The organism is Streptomyces sp. MP131-18 (genome assembly GCF_001984575.1).
Lineage (GTDB): Bacteria > Actinomycetota > Actinomycetes > Streptomycetales > Streptomycetaceae > Streptomyces > Streptomyces johnsoniae.
The window spans coordinates 4,198,010-4,218,039 of the sequence record NZ_LZNS01000001.1; the positions used below are offsets into that span (position 1 = coordinate 4,198,010).

Annotated in this window: 14 protein-coding genes; 13 read left to right on the forward strand and 1 reads right to left on the reverse strand. The window is 73.1% G+C overall.

Features of this window, described 5'->3' with window-relative positions; translation table 11 throughout:
* Window positions 1-4 precede the first annotated feature (4 nt).
* Together STBA_RS18855 and STBA_RS18860 are read left to right on the forward strand one after the other, a co-directional pair.
* Window positions 5-298, forward strand: coding sequence for a TadE family type IV pilus minor pilin (locus tag STBA_RS18855; RefSeq protein WP_253194824.1), 294 nt, complete (start codon window positions 5-7; stop codon window positions 296-298).
* The gene (locus STBA_RS18860; RefSeq protein WP_077060367.1) at window positions 282-656 is read left to right on the forward strand and encodes an Rv3654c family TadE-like protein; all 375 of its coding nucleotides are present in this window, start codon (window positions 282-284) and stop codon (window positions 654-656) included. Before STBA_RS18855 ends, STBA_RS18860 begins: the two co-directional genes overlap by 17 nt.
* On the opposite strand, the gene STBA_RS18865 is transcribed toward STBA_RS18860, so the two are convergent.
* Complete coding sequence (locus STBA_RS18865) at window positions 616-3,006, reverse strand: DEAD/DEAH box helicase (protein ID WP_079252019.1); 2,391 nt, start codon at window positions 3,004-3,006, stop codon at window positions 616-618. The two genes, STBA_RS18860 and STBA_RS18865, sit on opposite strands and share 41 nt — an antisense overlap.
* A gap of 136 nt (window positions 3,007-3,142) precedes the next feature.
* Here STBA_RS18865 and STBA_RS18870 point away from each other — a divergent pair, with 136 nt between their 5' ends.
* From STBA_RS18870 to STBA_RS18920, 11 genes are all read left to right on the forward strand, one after another.
* A complete protein-coding gene (locus STBA_RS18870; protein ID WP_049577173.1) occupies window positions 3,143-3,484 on the forward strand; it encodes an STAS domain-containing protein in 342 nt (113 codons plus the stop codon).
* A 134-nt stretch (window positions 3,485-3,618) separates the two neighbouring features.
* On the forward strand, window positions 3,619-4,038 hold the full coding sequence (locus STBA_RS18875) for an ATP-binding protein (protein WP_077060369.1): 420 nt from the start codon (window positions 3,619-3,621) through the stop codon (window positions 4,036-4,038).
* A 297-nt stretch (window positions 4,039-4,335) separates the two neighbouring features.
* Complete coding sequence (locus STBA_RS18880; protein WP_077060370.1) at window positions 4,336-6,735, forward strand: sodium-translocating pyrophosphatase; 2,400 nt, start codon at window positions 4,336-4,338, stop codon at window positions 6,733-6,735.
* 47 nt (window positions 6,736-6,782) lie between these two features.
* Window positions 6,783-7,709 carry a phosphorothioated DNA-binding restriction endonuclease gene (locus tag STBA_RS18885; RefSeq protein WP_077063428.1) on the forward strand — a complete coding sequence of 309 codons (927 nt, stop codon included), beginning with the start codon at window positions 6,783-6,785 and terminating at the stop codon, window positions 7,707-7,709.
* Between the two features lie 24 nt (window positions 7,710-7,733).
* Complete coding sequence (locus STBA_RS18890; protein ID WP_077060371.1) at window positions 7,734-8,435, forward strand: HAD family hydrolase; 702 nt, start codon at window positions 7,734-7,736, stop codon at window positions 8,433-8,435.
* A gap of 69 nt (window positions 8,436-8,504) precedes the next feature.
* Window positions 8,505-9,200: a hypothetical protein gene (locus tag STBA_RS18895; protein WP_077060372.1), complete on the forward strand. Its 696-nt coding sequence runs from the start codon at window positions 8,505-8,507 to the stop codon at window positions 9,198-9,200.
* Between the two features lie 33 nt (window positions 9,201-9,233).
* Window positions 9,234-10,796 (forward strand): methyltransferase, encoded by a 1,563-nt coding sequence (locus STBA_RS18900; RefSeq protein WP_077060373.1) that lies wholly within the window; start codon window positions 9,234-9,236, stop codon window positions 10,794-10,796.
* Between the two features lie 207 nt (window positions 10,797-11,003).
* The gene (gene topA / locus STBA_RS18905) at window positions 11,004-13,913 is read left to right on the forward strand and encodes a type I DNA topoisomerase (RefSeq protein WP_077060374.1); all 2,910 of its coding nucleotides are present in this window, start codon (window positions 11,004-11,006) and stop codon (window positions 13,911-13,913) included.
* Between the two features lie 84 nt (window positions 13,914-13,997).
* Window positions 13,998-16,901 (forward strand): dTMP kinase, encoded by a 2,904-nt coding sequence (gene tmk, locus STBA_RS18910; RefSeq protein ID WP_077060375.1) that lies wholly within the window; start codon window positions 13,998-14,000, stop codon window positions 16,899-16,901.
* Window positions 16,902-17,114: 213 nt separating this feature from the next.
* The gene (locus tag STBA_RS18915) at window positions 17,115-18,317 is read left to right on the forward strand and encodes a DNA polymerase III subunit delta' (protein ID WP_077060376.1); all 1,203 of its coding nucleotides are present in this window, start codon (window positions 17,115-17,117) and stop codon (window positions 18,315-18,317) included.
* Between the two features lie 49 nt (window positions 18,318-18,366).
* The gene (locus tag STBA_RS18920; RefSeq protein ID WP_077060377.1) at window positions 18,367-19,953 is read left to right on the forward strand and encodes an alpha/beta hydrolase; all 1,587 of its coding nucleotides are present in this window, start codon (window positions 18,367-18,369) and stop codon (window positions 19,951-19,953) included.
* Window positions 19,954-20,030 lie beyond the last annotated feature (77 nt).

Consider the following 20,030-nt stretch of genomic DNA (forward strand, 5'->3'; position numbering starts at 1 on the left):
GCTCGTGATTCCCTCGCTGGTCCTGCTGCTCGGTCTGCTGCTGTGGGGCCTGGCCGCGGTCGCCGTCTCGGCCCAGTGCGGGGACGCCGCCCGCGCCGGTGCACGGGCGGCGGCCCGGGGCGAGTCGTCCGCGGCAGTGCAGCGCATCGCGGGCGCCGCGGCCCCCGAAGGGGCCGAGGTGCGGGTGACGCGGGAGGGCGAGCTGTACCGGGTGGCCGTGTCGGCCGCCACGCCGGGCCCCGGCGCGCTGACCTTGCCGGTCACCGGGGAGGCGGTGGCCCATGCCGAGGGCGGCTGAGCGGCGCGCCGCGGCAGGCGCGGGGGACCGGGGGTCGGCGACCGTCTGGGCGGCGCTGTGCGCCATGCTGCTCTGCCTGGTCTTCGCCGCGGTGCTCACGCTGGGGCAGGTGACCGGGGCCAGGCAGCGCGCCGCCGCTGCCGCCGATCTGGCGGCGCTCGCCGCCGCCGACGTGGCGCCGGACGGCGCGGAGGCGGCGTGCGCGCTGGCCCGGCGGGTCGCCGGGGCCCAGGGGGCCCGGCTGGTCCGCTGTCATGTCGGCGGTGAGATCGCCGATCTCACCGCCGAGGCCAGGGCCGGTCCCTACAGCGTCCGGGTCAGAGCCCGGGCGGGCCCTGGTGACGCAGCAGCTCCGTGAGGATGCGGAGGGCACCGGCCTTGTGCAGCGGCTCGTTGCCATTGCCGCACTTGGGCGACTGGACGCACGATGGGCAGCCGCTCGCGCACTCGCAGGCCGCGATGGCGTCCCGGGTGGCGGTCAGCCAGCGTCCGGCGGTGTGGAACGCCCGCTCCGCGAAGCCGGCGCCGCCCGGGTGACCGTCATGGACGAACACCGTGGGCAGCAGGGTGTCCGGGTGCAGGGCCGTGGAGACGCCGCCGATGTCCCACCGGTCGCACGTGGCGAACAGCGGGAGCATGCCGATCGAGGCGTGTTCCGCCGCGTGCAGCGCTCCTGGCAGCACGTCGGGGCCGACGCGGGCGGCGTCCAGCTGGTCCTGCGTCAGCGTCCACCACACCGCGCGCGTCCGCAGCGTGCGGGCGGGGAGATCCAGCCGGGTCTCCCCGAGCACCTCGCCGGTCAGCAGCCGGCGCCGAAGGAAGGAGACCACCTGATGCGTGACCTCGACGGAGCCGAAGCACAGCCGGGCCTCGCCCCACGGGACGTCGATGTCGGTTTCGAGCACCGAGAGATCGGTGACCTCGCGAGCGGACGTGGACCACGGCGGGTCGGCCTCCTCGACCAGGGCCACGGAGCCTTCCAGGTCGAGCTCCTTGACGACGTAGCTGCGGCCCCTGTGCAGGTGGACCGCGCCCTCGTGCACGGTGCTGTGGGCTGGGCCGGCGTCCACGGTGCCGAGCAGGCGGCCGGTGCCGTTCTCGACGACCCGGACCGGTTCGCCGCCCTGTCCGCGGATGTCGACCATGTCCGCGGGCCGCTCGCGCCGTGTCCAGTACCAGGACTCGCCGCGCCTGCGCAGCAGGGCGCGGGCCCCCAGTTTGGGCAGCAGCTCCCCCGCCGCGGGGTCGAACAGGCCGGGCTTCTCATCGAAGTCGGTCGCGGTGAGGGGCAGTTCCGCGGCCGCGGCGCACAGGTGCGGGGCCAGCACGTAAGGGTTGCCCGGGTCCAGGACCGTCGTTTCCACCGGCCGCTGGAACAACGCCTCCGGATGGTGCACGAGATACGTGTCCAGCGGGTCGTCCCGCGCGACGAGCACGGCCAGCGCGCCCTGCCGCTGCCGGCCCGCGCGGCCCGCCTGCTGCCACAGCGAGGCGCGCGTGCCCGGATAGCCGGCGAGCAGGACGGCGTCGAGCCCCGCGACGTCCACGCCCAGCTCCAGGGCGGTGGTCGCGGCCAGCCCCAGGAGCTCGCCGCTGTGCAGGGCGCGTTCGAGGGCGCGGCGTTCCTCGGGCAGGTAGCCGCCGCGGTAGGCGGCCACCCGCCCCGCGAGCGTTCTGTCGACCTCGGCGAGCCGCTCCTGGGCGATCAGCGCGATCAGCTCGGCGCCGCGCCGGGAGCGGACGAACGCCAGGGTGCGGACGCCTTGGACGGCCAGGTCGGTCAGCAGTTCGGCGGTTTCGGCGGTCGCGGTACGGCGGACCGGGGCGCCTTTTTCGCCGCGGGCCTCGGTCAGCGGCGGCTCCCAGAGGGCGAAGACCAGTTCGCCGCGCGGCGAGGCGTCCTCGGTCACCTCGACGACCGGCAGTCCCGTGAGCCGTGATGCGGAAACGCCGGGCTCGGCCGTGGTCGCCGACGCGAGGAGGAATACCGGCTCGCTTCCGTAGTGCGCGCAGAGGCGCCGCAGGCGGCGCAGGACCTGGGCGACGTGCGAGCCGAAGACGCCCCGGTAGACGTGGCACTCGTCGACGATCACGTAGCGCAGGGCGCGCAGGAAGGAGGACCAGCGGCGGTGGCCGGGCAGCAGCCCGCGGTGGAGCATATCGGGATTGGTGAGAAGGAGGTTCGCGTGGTCCCTGGCCCAGGCCCGCTCCTCGAATGAGGTATCCCCGTCGTACCCGGCGGGACGGATGTCGGTGCCGAGCGGCGCGGCCAGTCGGCGTATCGCCCGGAGCTGGTCCGCGGCCAGGGCCTTCGTCGGCGACAGGTACACGGCCGTGGCGCCGCGGCGGTTGGGGGCCGCCGCGCCGTCCAGCAGCGTGCTGAGGACCGGCACCTGGTACGCCAGCGACTTGCCCGACGCCGTGCCCGAGGAGATCACGACCGACTCGCCGCGCAGCGCGTGCTCCGCGACGTGTGCCTGATGCGTCCAGGGCCGCTCGATGCCGGTGGCCCGCACGGCCGCCACCACCTCGGGGCGTATCCCTTCCGGCCAGGAGGCATGACGTCCCGGGCGCGCGGGCAGCTGCTCCATGTGGGTGAGGCGCGCGGCCCGTTCCGAACGTCCGCGCAGACGTTCGAGTACCGCCCGTGGCGGCGGGCGGTGGGCGTCGGTCTCGACCGCTTCAGGCGGTGCACACTCATGGGACATCGGCACCGAGTCTGTCACTGGTCCGACGGACAATGGCTGTAAGACGTCGTCCTGGGCAGGCGACAAGTGGTTGAATGCCCTGGCGGCTGCCGATCCATGGGGGGCGACCGCTCGTTAGCAAGGTGCTGGAGGATCCGTGGACCTGTCCCTGTCGACCCGGACCGTTGGCGACCGTACGGTTGTCGAGGTAGGCGGCGAGATTGACGTATACACCGCGCCCAAGCTGCGCGAACAGCTGGTCGAGCTGGTCAACGACGGCAACCACCACCTCGTGGTGGACATGGAGCGCGTCGACTTTCTCGACTCCACCGGGCTTGGTGTGCTGGTCGGCGGCCTGAAGCGAGTGAGGGCCCAAGAGGGCTCGCTGCGCCTGGTGTGCAACCAGGAGCGCATTCTCAAGATCTTTCGGATCACCGGCCTGACCAAGGTGTTCCCGATCCACGAATCGGTGGACGAGGCCATCGCGGCCAACGACTGACAAGCCCCGTGCTCTGTCAGCAGAGCCGGAGAATAGAGTCACATCATCACCGCGGCCGTCCCGAGCGCCGTCGGTCCCGAGAGCATCGGTACCGCGGCCGGGGCGGCGTGCCCGCACGATCGAGGGGGATGGCAATGGCCACCGTCGAACTGCGCTTCAGCGCGTCGCCGGAGCACGTGCGCACCGCCCGGCTGGTGGCCGCCGCGGTCGCCCGCCGCGCCGGCGTCCATGAGTCGGTGCTCGACGAGCTGAGGCTGGCGGTGGGCGAGGCGTGCAGCCGTGCGGTGGGCCTGCACGCGGTGCACGGGTTGACGTCGCCCGTGCGGGTGGCGTTGACCGAGGGGGAGAAGTCGTTCTCGATCGAGGTGGGGGATGACGCGCCGAGCGCCGTGCCCGCTCCCCGTGACCAGTCCGCCGCAGAGGCCGCCGAGGAGACCGATGAGCTGGGGCTCGCCGTGATCAGCGGGCTCGTCGACGATGTCGAGGTGATCTCCGACTCCCGCGGCGGGAAGATCCGGATGAGCTGGCCGACGGCCACCGCTTCGCTTTCCTGATCTTCGCTTTCCTGATCTTCGTCCGCTCGGACTTCGTCCGGCCGTGATCTCCTTTTCGATCTTCCCGATCTTTTTTGATCTTCCTGAGTCGGCGCGGCCTTCCCGCTCCCGGTGATCTTTCCGCGCCTGATCATTCCAAGATGATTCCCTGGGGCGCAGAAGATCATCCCTCGTCTGCGTATTTTACTCAGACCGGTTAAATGTCATCCCCGGCCCCTTTTTCGATGCCCCGCACCTCTCTACACTCCGGCCACGTCTGTCTGTTTCGGATCAGCGCCGGAGCGTCAAGGAGGACGAATGGCTCATCCATATGTCACGCAGGCAGCCGAGGCCGCCGAACTCACCAGCGGGAACCGCGGCCTCATCCTGGTGATCGCCGTGGTTGCCGTGGCAGCCCTGGCCCTCGCCGTCGTCCTGGTGAGACAGGTCCTGGCCGCCGGTGAGGGCACCGAGAACATGAAAAAGATCGCCGCCGCGGTTCAGGAGGGCGCGAATGCGTACCTCGCGCGCCAGCTGCGTACCGTCTCCGTCTTCGCCGCCGCAGTGATCTTTTTGCTGCTGCTGTTGCCGGCGGATGACTGGGGCCAGCGCATTGGCCGCTCACTGTTCTTCGTGGTCGGCGCGGCATTCTCCGCCGCCACCGGATACCTCGGAATGTGGCTGGCGGTGCGCAGCAATGTCCGAGTGGCTGCCGCGGCGCGTGAGCAAGGCCGCGACCAGGCCATGCGGATCGCGTTCCGTACCGGCGGCGTCGTCGGTATGTGCACCGTCGGGCTCGGCCTGCTCGGCGCCTCCTGCGTGGTGCTCGTCTACGCGGCGGATGCCCCGAAGGTACTGGAGGGGTTCGGCCTCGGCGCCGCCCTGATCGCGATGTTCATGCGCGTCGGCGGCGGCATCTTCACCAAGGCCGCGGACGTCGGGGCCGACCTCGTCGGCAAGGTCGAGCAGGGCATCCCCGAGGACGACCCGCGCAATGCGGCCACCATCGCGGACAACGTGGGCGACAACGTGGGCGACTGCGCCGGCATGGCCGCCGACCTGTTCGAGTCCTATGCCGTCACCCTCGTCGCGGCGCTGATCCTGGGGGCCGTCGCGTTCGGCGACGCCGGGCTCGCGTTCCCCCTGCTCGTTCCGGCCATCGGTGTGCTGACCGCCATGGCCGGCATCTTCCTGGTCGCGCCACGGCGCGGCGACCGGACGAGCATGACCGCGATCAACCGCGGTTTCTTCCTCTCCGCGGCGATCTCCCTGGTCCTGGTCGCCGTCGCCGCCTACGCCTACCTGCCCGACAGCTTCGCCGAACTGGACGGCGTCACCGACACCGAGATCGCGTCGCACGACTCCGACCCGCGGCTGTTCGCGCTCACGGCCGTGGCCATCGGCATCGTGCTCGCCGCCGTCATCCAGCAGCTGACCGGGTACTTCACCGAGCCGAGCCGGCGGCCCGTCCGGGACATCGGCAGAACGTCGCGCACCGGACCGGCCACGGTGGTGCTCTCCGGCTTCTCGCTGGGTCTCGAGTCGGCCACCTACACCGCGCTGCTGGTGGGCCTCAGCGTGTACGGGGCGTTCATGCTGGCGGGCAGCACGATCATGCTGGCCCTCTTCGCCGTGGCGCTGGCCGGGACCGGGCTGCTCACGACGGTCGGCGTGATCGTCGCGATGGACACCTTCGGTCCGGTCGCCGACAACGCCCAGGGCATCGCCGAGATGTCCGGGGACGTCGAGGGCGAGGGCGCGCAGGTCCTCACCGACCTGGACGCCGTCGGCAACACGACGAAGGCGGTCACCAAGGGCATCGCCATCGCCACGGCCGTGCTGGCCGCGGCGGCGCTGTTCGGGGCCTACCGGGACGCCATCGCCGAGTCCATCGCCGATGTGGAGATGAGCGCGGCCGAGGTGCTGGGCGAGACCGGGCTGAGCCTGGATATCTCCCAGCCGAACAACCTGGTCGGTCTGATCATCGGTGTGGCGGTCGTCTTCCTCTTCTCCGGGCTCGCGGTCAACGCCGTGTCGCGTTCGGCCGGTTCCGTGGTGTACGAGGTGCGGCGACAGTTCCGCGAGCGGCCGGGGATCATGGACTACAGCGAACAGCCCGAGTACGGCAAGGTCGTCGACATCTGCACCAGGGACTCCCTGCGGGAACTGACCACGCCGGGGCTGCTCGCCGTGATGGCGCCCATCGCGGTGGGCTTCGGCCTCGGTATCGGCCCGCTCGGCTCGTACCTGGCGGGCGCCATCGGGGCCGGCGTCCTGATGGCGGTGTTCCTGGCCAACTCCGGCGGGGCCTGGGACAACGCCAAGAAACTCGTCGAGGACGGTCACCACGGCGGCAAGGGCAGCGAAGCCCACGCCGCGACCGTCATCGGCGACACGGTCGGCGACCCGTTCAAGGACACCGCGGGCCCGGCGATCAACCCGCTGCTCAAGGTCATGAACCTGGTGGCGCTCCTCATCGCCCCGGCCGTCATCACGCTGTCCTACGGCGACGACGCCAGCGCCCCGGCGCGCGCCGCCATCGCCATCACCGCCATCCTCATCATCGTCGGCGCCGTGTACAGCTCCAAGCGACGCGGCATCGCCGTCGAGGACGACGATGCGGCCGACGACGCGGGGAACGCCGGGGGCTCCGGGGATTCCGGGGACACCGGGGAGGCGGGCGGCAAGCAGCGGGCAACGCCGGTGCCCGGGGCCTGAGTCCGGCGGCGAACGCGCTGTCAGAGGCGTGTGGCAGGGTGGTCGGTGTGACGCGGGAGGAGTTGCTGACGGCGCTGACCACCCTGCGGCGTGCCCGGGTGCGCGGTCGCCGGGCGCCGCACAAGCCGCTGCTCGTGCTGTGGCTGCTGGGGCGGTTCGCGCGGCACGGCACCACGGCCGTCGGCTACACGGAGGCCGAGGAGCCGGTGAGCCGCATGATCAACGATTTCGGCCCGCCGGTCAGCACTGCCGCGGCGGCCAGGCAGCGGGCGGCGATGCCGTTCGTGCACCTGGAGCGCGCGCTGTGGGACGTGCGGGACGCGGCCGGGGAGCCGATAGGGCCGGGCACCGCGGCGAGCGGCCCGCAGCTGCGGGAGCGCGGCGCGCACGGCCGGCTGCGCCCGGAGGTCGAGAGCCTGCTCGCGGACGCGGGCACGCTGGCCGCGGCGGCGCGCGTGCTGCTCGACGAGCACTTCACGCCGACGCTCGACGTACCCATCTGCGAGGCCGCGGGGCTGGAGCTGACGGCGATCGAGGCGTCGGCGTTCCTGCTGGTCGAGCAGCGGCGCGCGGCGCGCCGCCGGGACGCGCGGTTCGCCGAGTCGGTGATGCTCGCCTACGCGTACGCGTGTGCGATGTGCGGCTTCGACGGGCGGCTCGGCCGCCAGCCGGTGGGGATCGACGCGGCGCACATCCGCTGGCACAGTCAGGACGGGCCGGACGAGGTGCGCAACGGGCTGGCGCTGTGCGCGCTGCACCACCGGCTGTTCGACCTCGGCGTGCTCGGTCTGACCGGCGAGGGCGCCATCCGGGTGTCCGGCCTCTTCGTTGCGGGCGGCGGGGCCGCCCGCGCCGTCGAGGAGCTGGCCGGGCGGCCGCTGGCCGCGCCGGGGCGCGGGAAGCCGCGGCCGGCACCGGAGTTCGTCGCCTGGCACGGCGCCGAGGTGTTCAAGAACGGCGCGGCCGTCGCCTGACGGCCGGGCGGGGAGGGAAGTGGGATGGCGTTCGACGCGGTGCTGTGCGACATCGACGGGGTGCTGCGGATATGGGACCCGGCGGCCATGACGGATCTCGACCTGGCGTACGGGCTGCCGCCGGGCGCGCTGGCGGGCGCCGCGTTCCGCCCCGACCTGTTGCTGCCCGCCGTGACCGGCGCCGTGGCGGACGGGGAGTGGCGGGCGGCGGTGGCGGCCGACCTGGCTGCGGCGTGCGGCGGTCCCGAGCGGGCGCGCGCCCTGGTTGCGGAGTGGTCGGCGGTCGGCGCGCGTGTGGACCGCGAGGTCGCGGCGCTGCTGGCGCAGGTGCGGCGGCGGGTGCCCGTGGTGCTGGTGTCGAACGCCACGACGCGTCTTGAGGCGGATCTGACGGCCCTGGGGCTCGCCACCGCCGACGCGGGCGGCGCGGGCGGCACCGGCGGCGCGGCGCCGGCCGTGTGCGATGCCGTGGTCAATTCCTCGCGGATCGGCGTGGCCAAGCCGGACCCTCGGGTGTACCGCCTCGCGGCGGAACGGGCCGGGGCAGAGGTGACGCGTTGTCTCTTTGTCGATGATACGGAGGGGCATGTGGCGGCCGCCCGCGAGGTCGGCATGACGGGCCTTCACTACCGGCGTGTCGCCCAGTTGCGGGAAGCCCTGCACCCGCTGGTGCAAATGGCTGCAATCCGGGACAAGGGCCTCGGCCATCACTCGGAAGAGGGATGACCGGCGTGTAAGTTCCCGCCCTAGCGGCACGAAGGTCGAGGAACGGGTCGAGGAACGGGACGAGGAACGGTGAACAAGAAGCTCGCGGTGACACTGTCCGGTGGTGCGGCGCTCCTCCTCACGCTGACGGCGTGCGGTGGCGACGACAACGAGGAGGTCGACCGGTGGGCCGCGTCGGTCTGTGACGGGCTCCAGCCGCAGGTGGAGCGCATCCAGTCCGCGTACGCCGCCATCGCCGAGGTCAGCGAGGGCAACCGCTCGCCCGAAGAGGTCCAGGAGGCGGACTCGGCGGCGTACCAGGACATTTCGGAGGCCTACGCGGGCATCGCCGACGTCGTGGACGAGGCGGGCGCCCCGCCGGTCGACGAGGGGGAGCAGGTACGCGAGGACGCTGTCGCCGCGCTGAACGATCTCTCCACCTCGTTCGCCGGGCTGAAGGAGGAGGTCGACGCACTGGACACCTCCGACCAGGCGGCCTTCGCCGAAGGGCTCGGCGAGATCGTGCCGCGTCTGGAGGAGCTCGGCCAGAGCGGCAACGAGGCGCTGAACCAGCTGGAGTCCGGCGAGCTTGGCGAGGCCCTGGGCCGTCAGGACGGCTGCCAGACCCCGTCCCCCTCGCCCGACGGCGGCTCAGGCGACGACTCCGGTGACGGTGCCGGGGAGGCAGACGCCGACGGCGGTCAGGGAGAGCAGGACGAGGCGCCGGAGGACGGGGCGCCGGAGGACGAGCAGGAGGCCGGCGGGGCGGCCGACGAGGGGGAGTGACCACAGACGAGGGGGAGTGACCACAATGGGGGCGTGAGCTACCCCCGACTCCCCGTTCCCGGCCCCGGCACCGCCCGGCTGCAAGAGGCCCTGCTGGCCGCCTCGTTCACCCCCGAGGGGCTCCGCGCCCGTCTCGGCGCGCCCGCCGACGCCGCCCTGGCGCGCGGCGAGAGCGTGCCGGCGCGGCGCGCCCTGCTCGGCGACGACGACCCGACGGCCGTGCTGGCACGGCTGTTCCTGCTGCGCGAGCCGGTTGCGCGCGGCCTGGCCGGTCGTGCCCTGCCGTTCGAGGCGGCGCTCGGGGAGGGCTGGCTGGAGCGCGACGGGGACGAGGTGCGCGCGACCGTGGACGTGCGCCCCTACGCGGGCGAGGACGGCCGCAGCTGGTGGATCGTCTGCGACGCGAGGCCGGGCCCGGCGCCCGCCGCCCCGGGCGCCCCCGGCGCCGCTGAGCCCGGCCGGGACGTGGTCCTCGGCCCCGGCGGCGCCTCGGCGACGCTTGCGGGGCTGACCGTGCGCCGCCCGGTGGGCCGGGCTCTTGACCTGGGGACGGGCAGCGGCGTCCAGGCCCTGCACGCCACCACGCATGCCCGGTCCGTCACGGCCACCGACGTGAACCCGCGTGCGCTGCGCATGGCCGCGCTGACCCTCGCGCTCTCCGGCGCTCCCGAGGCCGAGCTGCGTGAGGGATTCCTCTTCGAACCGATCTCGGACGAACAGCACAGCGAGGATTCCGGAACCGGCGAGGACGGGAACGGTTACGGGCTGATCGTGTCCAATCCGCCGTTCGTCATCTCGCCCGCGGGGCTCGGGGAGGGCCTGACGTACCGTGACGGCGGCCTGGCGGGCGACGCGTTGTGCCGCCGACTGGTGCAGGGCTCGGCCGCGCACCTCGCGGAGGGCGGCCTGTGCCAGATCCTTGCGAACTGGGAGCACGTCGCGGGCGAGGACTGGCGGGAGCGGGTCGCCTCCTGGGTGCCGCCCGGCTGCGATGCCTGGATCGTGCAACGCGAGGTGCAGGATGTCACCGAGTACACCGAGCTGTGGCTGCGCGACGCGGGACTGCACCGCGGCTCCCCGGCCGCGTACGAGGCGGCGTACGGCGCCTGGCTCGCGGAGTTCGCGACGCGCGGCACCGAGGCGGTCGGATTCGGCTGGATCGCGGTGCGCCGCGGCGGCGCGGAACGCCCGCACATGCTCGCCGAGGACTGGCCGCACGCCGTCGCACAGCCGCTCGGCGAGGCCGTGTGGACGCACTTCGAACGGCAGGACTTCCTGCGCGCCCGGGACGACGCCGCGCTGCTGCGCGCCCGCTACGTGCTGGCCGGCGACATCGTGCAGGAGCAGATCGGCGCGCCGGGGGCGGAGGACCCCGAGCACGTGGTGCTGCGGCGGCGGGAGGACATGCGGCGGGCCCGCGCCATGGACACGGTGAGCGCGGGCTTTGCGGGAAGCTGTGACGGAACGCTCGTCGCCGGAGCAATCCTGGACGCGATTGCGCAGTTGCTCGGCGAGGACGCGGTTGCGTTGCGTGACCGGACGGGCGAGTGGCTGCGACCGCTCGTTGAGCAGGGGTTTCTGTTGCCCGCGGAGTGAGCCGTGACCGCCTGCGACCGCCTCGGACACACTGTCGGTGACTGTTCATCGACAACATACCCGGAGCGGTCGGGCGGCGGGAATGGCGGATCTCGGGTTACCGTTCGAGATGCGTTGCGGCGTTTTCCCATTTGACACGCAGCAGGGATGTACCGTCACACTCCGCATCGTCAGTACTTTCCCCCGGGCTGGAGAGAAGAGCAGAAGTTGTCCCCGACCAGCGAGACCGCGAACGGCGGACGCCGCCGACTAGTCATCGTCGAGTCGTCCGTCAAGGCGAAGACGATCAAGGGCTACCTCGGCCCCGGCTATGTGGTCGAGGCCAGTGTCGGGCACATCCGCGACCTGCCGAGCGGCGCGGCCGAGGTGCCCGCCGAGTACAAGGGCCAGCCCTGGGCACGGCTCGGCGTCAACGTCGAGGCGGACTTCGAGCCGCTTTACGTCGTCAACAGCGACAAAAAGGATCAGGTCCGGAAGCTCAAAGCGCTGCTCGCCGACTCCGACGAGCTCTATCTCGCCACGGACGAGGACCGCGAGGGCGAGGCCATCGCCTGGCACCTGAAGGAGGTGCTGAAGCCCAAGGTCCCCGTGCGCCGCATGGTCTTCCACGAGATCACCCGCGACGCGATCCGCGCCGCGGTCGACAATCCGCGCGAGCTGAACCAGTTGCTCGTCGACGCCCAGGAGACCCGCCGCATCCTCGACCGGCTCTACGGCTACGAGGTCTCGCCCGTGCTGTGGAAGAAGGTCATGCCCCGGCTGTCCGCCGGCCGGGTGCAGTCCGTCGCCACCCGGCTGGTCGTGGAACGGGAGCGGGAGCGCATCGCGTTCCGGTCCGCGGAGTACTGGGACCTCGTCGGCACGTTCGCCACCGTGCCCGCGGAGGGCACGTTCGACGCCCGGCTGACCAGCGTGGACGGCCGCCGCGTCGCCCAGGGGCGCGACTTCGGGTCCGACGGGCAGCTGAAGAACCCGGCGCAGGTGCAGCACCTCACCGAGGAGAACGCCCGGGCGCTCGCCGCGGCACTGGCGGACACGGCCTTCGCCGTCCGTTCGGTCGAGTCCAAGCCGTACCGTCGTTCCCCGTACGCGCCCTTCCGCACCACCACGCTCCAGCAGGAGGCGTCGCGCAAGCTGGGCATGGGGGCGAAGGCCGCCATGCAGGTCGCGCAGCGGCTGTACGAGAACGGCTTCATCACCTACATGCGGACCGACTCCGCCACCCTGTCGGACACCGCGGTGGCCGCCGCGCGCACCCAGGTCGCCCAGCTTTACGGCGCGGATTACCTGCCGGACCGGCCCCGCGTGTACGCGAGCAAGGTGAAGAACGCGCAGGAGGCGCACGAGGCGATCCGCCCCTCCGGTGACCGCTTCCGCACGCCCGCCGAGACGGGCTTGACGGGAGATCAGTACCGGTTGTACGAGCTGATCTGGAAGCGGACCGTCGCCTCGCAGATGAAGGACGCCGTCGGCCAGTCGGTAGCCATCCGCGTCGCCGGTACCAGCGCGGACGGGCGGGACTGCGAGTTCAGCGCGACCGGCAAGGTCATCACGTTCCACGGCTTCCTCAAGGCCTACGTGGAGGGTGCCGACGACCCGGGCGCCGACCTCGACGACCGCGAACGGCGGCTGCCGCAGGTGACCGAGGGCGACCCGCTCACCGCGCGCGGCATCGCCGCGGACGGCCACGCGACCAAGCCCCCGGCCCGCTACACCGAGGCCTCGCTGGTCAAGGAGCTTGAGGAACGAGAGATCGGCCGCCCCTCCACCTACGCGGCGATCATCGGAACGATCCTGGACCGCCGTTACGTGTTCAAAAAGGGCACGGCGCTGGTCCCGTCCTTCCTCTCTTTCGCCGTGGTCAATCTCCTGGAGCAGCACTTCGGCCGGCTGGTGGACTACGACTTCACCGCTCGTATGGAGGACGATCTCGACCGCATCGCCACCGGTGACGCGGAGGCGGTGCCGTGGCTGCGCCGCTTCTACTTCGGCGCGGACGGCGGGGCCGCCCCCGGCGCGGGCGCCGCGGCCGACGCCGGGAACGGCGACGGCGACCACCTCGGCGGGCTGAAGGAGCTGGTCACGGACCTGGGCGCGATCGACGCGCGCGAGATCTCTTCGTTCCCCGTCGGCGACGGCATCGTGCTGCGCGTCGGCCGCTACGGTCCGTACGTCGAGGCGCCGCCCGAGCCGGACGCGGGGCCGGACGCATCGGCCAAGCGCGCGGACGTGCCGGACGACCTGCCGCCGGACGAGCTGACGACCGACCTGGCGAAGGAGCTGCTCGCCAAGCCGAGCGGCGACTTCGAGCTGGGCACCGATCCGGAGACGGGCCGTCAGATCGTCGCGCGCGACGGGCGGTACGGGCCGTACGTCACCGAGGTGCTGCCCGAGGGCACGCCGACGACCGGGAAGAACGCGGTCAAGCCGCGCACCGCTTCGCTGCTCAAGTCGATGTCCCTGGACGGCGTGACGCTGGGCGACGCCCTGCGGCTGCTGTCGCTGCCGCGCGTGGTCGGCACCGACCCCGAGTCGGAGCAGGAGATCACCGCGCAGAACGGGCGTTACGGCCCGTACTTGCGGAAGGGGACCGACTCGCGCTCGCTGACCAGCGAGGATCAGATCTTCACGATCACGCTCGACGAGGCGCTGGCCATCTACGCCCAGCCCAAGCAGCGCGGGCGAGCCGCCGCCAAGCCGCCGTTGAAGGAGCTGGGCGAGGACCCGGTCACGAAGCGTCCTGTGGTGGTCAAGGACGGCCGGTTCGGCCCGTACGTCACGGACGGGGAGACGAACGCGACGCTGCGCCGCGACGACGACCCCGAGACGATCACGGCCGAGCGCGGGTACGAGTTGCTGGCGGAGAAGCGGGCGAAGGGCCCGGCCAAGAAGACCGCGAAGAAGGCCGCCGCAAAGAAGGCACCGGCCAAGAAGGCACCGGCCAAGAAGGCGGCCGCGAAGAAGACAGCGAAGAAGGCGTCGGCCACCGCGACTCCGGCGGCGACTGCGGCGACTGCGGCGACTGCAAAGAAGGCGTCGGCGAAGAAGAGCACCACCGCGAAGACCAGTGCGAAGAAAACCGCGGCCAGGAAGTCGGCGGCGGCGGAAGCCGAGTAACCCCCCGCGGCGGTACCGCCCGTTCCCCGCGCAAATGTTCGGGCGGGTGGCGCCGCCCACAGGGGTGGCGGTTACGCTGGCCGAATGACGCGAGCAGAGCAACCAGAGGTTGTCGACCCCGCCCGCGGCGCCACCGACGAGGCGCTCGCCGCGGATTCCCGCGAGCGTGCCAGGCGCGCACTGTTGCAGGTACCCGAGCTGCGGCGGCTGTGGGAAGCGCAGTTCACCGGCCGCATCGGTGACGCCCTCGCGCTGCTGGTCCTGGTCCTGCTCTCGGTGCAGGCGGCCCTCTACGTCCCCGTCGGCGGCGAGCCCGTCTTCGGCGGCGAGTACCGCGGCGTCGCCCTGGCTGTCACCGTTGCCCTCGCCGTGCGCCTGCTGGCCACCCTGCTGGGCGGCGTGCTGCTGCTCGGCCCCGTGGCCGGGCTCCTGGCGCCCTCGGGCCCCCTCGACCGCCGGTGGACCATGATCGGCACCGACGGCCTCAGGGCCGCGCTGCTGATCGTTGCGCCGCTGTGGATCGACTGGGTGCCCGACAGCGCCTACGTCTACATCCTGCTCACCATCTTCGTCACCGGTCTGGCCGAACGGGTGTGGACCGTCGGCCGCGACGGCGTCGCACCGGCGCTGCTGCCCGCCCCGCCGCCGGAGGGCGCCGCCGTGCGCCCCCTGCCCGACCACCACGACGCGCTGCGCCGGCTCTGGCTGCGCAGCGGGTACATCGCGGTGCCGGTGGCCGCCGCCGCGCTCGTCGCCGCCTCGCTGATCAGCAATGTGCTGGCGACCAGGCTCGACTGGTTCTCCGACCACCAGGCGGCGATGGCCTCCTACGTGGCGGCCGGGTTCTTCGCCGCCGCCATCTCCGTTCTGTACTTCCTGCGGCTGCCCGGCAGCGAGCCTCGGCGTCCCGTGTCCCCGCTGGAAGGGCTGCGCCGCCCGTCCGCGGGCACCGCCCCTGACAAGGGGCGCACCGGCGCGATCCCGGTGCTCGTCCTCGGCTGCGCCGCGGTCGCCGCGGCCATCGTCGCCGCGGTCGCCCTCGGCGTGCTGCACGTTGCGGGTCTGGGCGGCGGGCCGGTTGCCTACGGTCTGCTGGTGCTGGCGCTGACCGGCGGCGTGGCGGGGGGCATCCGCCTCGCGCCAGCGGTGCTGCCCGCGCTGTCGCGGCGGCGGCTGTTCGCGCTGACGCTCGCGCTGACGGGCCTCGGCCTGTTCGGCACCGGGCTGATCTCCGACCCGGCGACCGTGCTGTTCACCGCGGCGGCCACGGGCATCGCGGCCGGTGTCGCCGCGCACACCGGGCACGTTCTGCTCGACCAGGAGGCCGAGGAGTTCCGCAGGCCGCGGCTGACCCGGCACCTGCACGCGGTCGTGCGCGTCGCCGTCGCGCTCATGGCGATGGCCGCGCCGCTGACCGCGGCGCTCATCGGCCCGCACCGCGTGGAGCGCGGCGACTTCGTCATCGACCACGGCGGCGCGGCGTTCACGCTCATGATCGTCGGCGTGCTGCTGCTGCCCGTCGCCGCCGTCGTGCTCGGCCGCACCGACGACCGGCGCGGCGTGCCGCTGCGGCGGGACCTCGTGGAGGCGGTGCGCGGCGGCGGCGAGCCCGACCCGGTCGCGACCGGGTCCGGGTTCTTCATCGCCGTCGAGGGCGGCGACGGCGCGGGCAAGTCGACGCAGGTCGAGGCGCTGGCCGAGTGGGTACGCGGCAAGGGCCACGAGGTCGTCGTCACGCGCGAGCCGGGCGCGACGCCCGTCGGCCAGCGGCTGCGGACGATCCTGCTCGACGTCGCATCCGGCGGGCTCTCGCACCAGGCGGAGGCGTTGCTCTACGCGGCGGACCGGGCCGAGCACGTCGCGTCGGTCATCCGCCCCGCGCTCGAACGCGGCGCCATCGTCATCTCCGACCGCTACACCGACTCGTCCGTCGCCTACCAGGGCGCGGGCCGGGACCTGTCCGCGACCGAGGTCGCGCGCATCTCGCGCTGGGCGACCGGCGGGCTCGTGCCGCACCTGACCGTGCTGCTCGACGTCTCGCCCGAGACGGCGCGTGAACGGTTCACCGAGGCGCCCGACCGCCTGGAGTCCGAGCCGAACGAGTTTCACCAGCGGGTCCGCGCCGGGTTCCTGGCGCTGGCCGCCGCCGACCCGGCCCGTTACCTCGTCGTCGACGCGGGCCAGGACCCGGAGTCCGTCACCACCGCCGCCAGGCACCGGCTCGACCAGATGCTGCCGTTGTCCGAGGCCGAGGTCCGCGCCCAGGAGGAGGCGCGGAAGCGCGCCGAGGAGGAGGCGCGCCGGCGTGCGGAGGAGGAGCGCAGGCGCAAGGAGGAAGAAGAGCGCCTGGAGCGCGAGCGTCAGGCGGAGCTTGCGCGCCTGCGCGCCGAGGAAGAGGAGCGCAAGCGGCGCGAGGAGGAAGAACGCCGCAGGGCCGAGGAAGCCCGCCAGGCCGAAGAGGCCAGGCGCCGCGCCGAGGAGGCCCGCAGGGCCGCCGAGGAGGAGCGCCGCCGCCGCGAGGCCGAGGAGCGGCTGCGCCGCGAGGAGGAAGAACGCCTCCGCCGCGAGGCCGAGGAGGAGGCGCGGCTGCGCGCCCAGGCCGAGGAGCGGCGCCGCGAGAAGCAGCGCAAGGCCGAGGAGGCGCTGCTGCGCGCCGAGCAGGCGCGCCTCGCCGCGGCCGACAACACCGACACGGTGCAGGTGCCGCTGCCCGTGAACAACCCGGACAACGAGCAGACCGCGATCATCCCCCGCGGCGAGGGCCCCGAGACCTCGGAGGACACCCGCCAGATGCCGCAGCCCGGCCGGGAGGACCCGGCGGCCGAAGGACGCAGGGCCCGCCCGCAGTGGGCAGAGGAGACGCCGCTCGACGACGTGCCGACGCTCGCGGACGAGCTGCTCGGCCCGCGCCGGGACGCCGATCGCGGGAGCGAGGACACGGGCGACGACGACGAGGGCGGGGACGGCGGGCGCGGTCGGCGGCGCTGAACGGCGTTCCCGTCGTTTTCCCCGCTTCCGGCCGGGCCGTTCCGCCCACACCGGTCGTTGTCAGTGGCGTGCCGCAGAATGGCAACGGCCGGCCCGGCTGGGGCCGGCCGTTGCGGCGCGGACGTGGTGTTGCGGCGCGGCCGCGGCGTTGCCGTGGCGTTGCGGTGCAAGAGGCGGCGTTGCCGTGCAGGACCGGCAGGAAGGAGCGGGGGCATGACGGTCTGGGAAGACCTGGTCGGCCAGGACCGGGTGACGGAGCAGCTCACCGCCGCCGCGCGCGACGCCCACGCGTACGTGGCGGCCGTGGACAGCGGCGCCGAGCCCGACCTGTCCGGCTCGGCGATGACGCACGCCTGGCTGTTCACCGGCCCGCCCGGCTCCGGCAGAGCCACCGCGGCCCGCGCGTTCGCGGCGGCGCTCCAGTGCACGAGCCCCGACCTCGCCCTGGGCGGCCGGCCCGGCTGCGGCTTCTGCGACGGCTGCCACACGACGCTCGTCGGCACCCACGCCGACGTCGACGTCATCCGCACCGACCTGCTCACCATCGGCGTCAAGGAGACGCGCGACCTGGTACGCCGGGCCCAGCTGTCCCCGGCCGGCGGCCGCTGGCAGGTGATCGTGCTCGAAGACGCCGACCGCCTCACCGAAGGCGCGGGGAACGTGCTGCTCAAAGCCGTCGAGGAGCCCGCCCCCCGCACCGTCTGGCTGCTCTGCGCGCCCTCGGGCGAGGACGCGCTGCCCACCATCCGTTCCCGCTGCCGCCATCTCGCGCTGCGCACCCCGCCGGTCGCCGCCGTCGCCGATGTCCTGGTGCGCAGGGACGGCATCGAGCCCGACGTCGCCCGCGCCGCCGCGCACGCCACGCAGGGCCACATCGGCCGCGCCAGGCGGCTGGCCACCGACGCGGAGGCCCGCGGCCGCCGCGCCGCCGTGCTGAAGCTCCCCGAGCGGCTGACGGACGTCGGCGGCTGCCTGCGTGCCGCCCAGGAGCTGGTCGACGCCGCCGCGGCCGACGCCAAGCAGCTCGCCGAGGAGCTGGACGAGAAGGAGACGGAGGAGCTGCGCGCCGCCCTCGGCGCCGCCGAGGGCAAGCGGCTGCCGCGCGGCACCGCGGGCGCGATGAAAGAGCTGGAGGACCGCCAGAAGCGGCGCGCCACCCGCACCCAGCGGGACGCCCTCGACCTGGCCCTCACCGATCTCGCCGGCTTCTACCGGGACGTGCTGGCCCGGCAGTTCGGCTCCTCGGTGGCCCTTGCCGGGGGCGAGAGCGCCGAGGCCGTCGAGCGGGTCGCCGTCGCGACCGGGCCCGAGCAGACCCTGCGCCGCATGGAGGCGATCCTCGACTGCCGCCGCGCGCTCGACCGCAATGTCGCCCCCCTGCTGGCCGTGGAGGCGATGACCGTGGCCCTGCGCTGAGAGGCTACGCTCCACAGGACCACACGGCACCGCACAGTCCGGGGGACCCATGCGCACCACAGGCCGCATCGCCCTCGCCGTTCTCACGGCGACCACCCTGCTCCTGACCGCCTGTTCGTCGAACGACCGCCCCGACGAGCGTTCGCCGTCCGACCCGGAGAGCGACGCCTCCTCCCCAGCGCCGGACGCGCCCGCTCTTGAGCCGCTGCCCGAGGAGATCCCGGCCGAGCTCCAGCCCTACTACGAGCAGGAGCTGACCTGGAGTTCGTGCGGTGCGGTCGGTTTCCAGTGCGCCACCCTCGCCGTTCCGCTGGACTACGAGAACGTCGACCCGGCCCAGGACATCCAGCTCACCGTCACCCGGGCCCGCGCCACCGAGTCCGGGGAACGGATCGGTGCCCTCCTGATGAACCCGGGCGGCCCCGGCGCCTCCGCCGTCGACTTCGCGCAGGACGCGGCGACCTACCTCTACCCGCCCGAGGTCCGCGCCCGTTACGACATGGTCGGCCTCGACGCCCGCGGCACCGGCCAGAGCGAGCCCGTCGAGTGCCTGACCGGCGATGCCATGGACGACTACACGCTGACCGACCGCACCCCCGACTCCGACGCGGAGGTCGACGAACTGCTCGCGGCCTACGACGACTTCGCCCAGGGCTGCCAGGAGCGGTCCGGCGCCCTGCTGGAGCACATCTCGACCATCGAGTCCGCACGCGACATGGACGTCCTGCGCGCCGCGCTCGGCGACGAGAAGCTGCACTACGTCGGCTTCTCCTACGGCACCAAGCTCGGGGCCACGTACGCCGGGCTCTTCCCCCAGCGCACCGGGCGGCTCGTGCTCGACGCCGCGATGGACCCGCGGCTCTCCACCCTCGACACCGACCGCGAGCAGGCCGGCGGCTTCGAAACGGCGTTCCGCTCCTTCGCCGAGGACTGCACCCCGCGCGACAGTTGCGCGCTGGGCAACGACGGCGCCGACGGCGCGTCCCAGGCCCTGCTGGACTTCTTCGCCGAGGTCGATGCCGAGCCCCTGCCCACCGGCGACGAGGAGCGGCCCCTGACCGAATCCCTCGCGAGCACCGGCGTCTCCTACGCGCTGTACGCCGAAGACCTGTGGCCCATGCTCCGCGACGCCCTCGCCACCGCCATCGAGGACGGCGACGGCTCGGCCCTGCTCGACCTGGCCGACGCCTACAACGAGCGCGAGGCCAACGGCACGTACGGCACCACCATGTTCGCGTTCCCCGCGATCAGCTGCCTGGACAGCCCCGCGGGCAACGAGGACGCCGACGCGGTCCGTTCCGCACTTGCCGCGTACGAGGAGGCGTCGCCCACCTTCGGCCGCGACTTCGCCTGGGCCACGCTGCTGTGCGCCGCCTGGCCGGTCGATCCCTCCGGCGCCCCCGTCAGCATCCCGGCTGCCGACGCCACGGACATCCTGGTCATCGGCACCCTCCGCGACCCGGCCACCCCCTACGCCTGGGCCGAGGGCCTGGCCGACCAGCTGGAGACCGGCATCCTGCTGACCTACGACGGCGACGGCCACGGCGCGTACGGCGGCGCGAGCGAGTGCGTCGACTCGGCGGTCAACGACTACCTCCTGGAGAACGTCAGCCCCGAGGACGGCACCACCTGCTGAACGACCTGCAATGATAACGGCATGCCATGCATCCGTTACCGCACCGCCATATCGGCGCACACCGAAGGTGACCCCCT

What these genes read in the sequence shown, in the direction of transcription:
- STBA_RS18860 (WP_077060367.1), top strand. Translation starts at nt 282, where the DNA reads ATGCCGAGGGCGGCTGAGCGGCGCGCCGCGGCAGGCGCGGGGGACCGG.
- STBA_RS18865 (WP_079252019.1), bottom strand. Translation starts at nt 3,006, where the DNA reads ATGTCCCATGAGTGTGCACCGCCTGAAGCGGTCGAGACCGACGCCCAC.
- STBA_RS18875 (WP_077060369.1), top strand. Translation starts at nt 3,619, where the DNA reads ATGGCCACCGTCGAACTGCGCTTCAGCGCGTCGCCGGAGCACGTGCGC.
- STBA_RS18880 (WP_077060370.1), top strand. Translation starts at nt 4,336, where the DNA reads ATGGCTCATCCATATGTCACGCAGGCAGCCGAGGCCGCCGAACTCACC.
- STBA_RS18890 (WP_077060371.1), top strand. Translation starts at nt 7,734, where the DNA reads ATGGCGTTCGACGCGGTGCTGTGCGACATCGACGGGGTGCTGCGGATA.
- tmk (WP_077060375.1), top strand. Translation starts at nt 13,998, where the DNA reads ATGACGCGAGCAGAGCAACCAGAGGTTGTCGACCCCGCCCGCGGCGCC.
- STBA_RS18915 (WP_077060376.1), top strand. Translation starts at nt 17,115, where the DNA reads ATGACGGTCTGGGAAGACCTGGTCGGCCAGGACCGGGTGACGGAGCAG.
- STBA_RS18920 (WP_077060377.1), top strand. Translation starts at nt 18,367, where the DNA reads ATGCGCACCACAGGCCGCATCGCCCTCGCCGTTCTCACGGCGACCACC.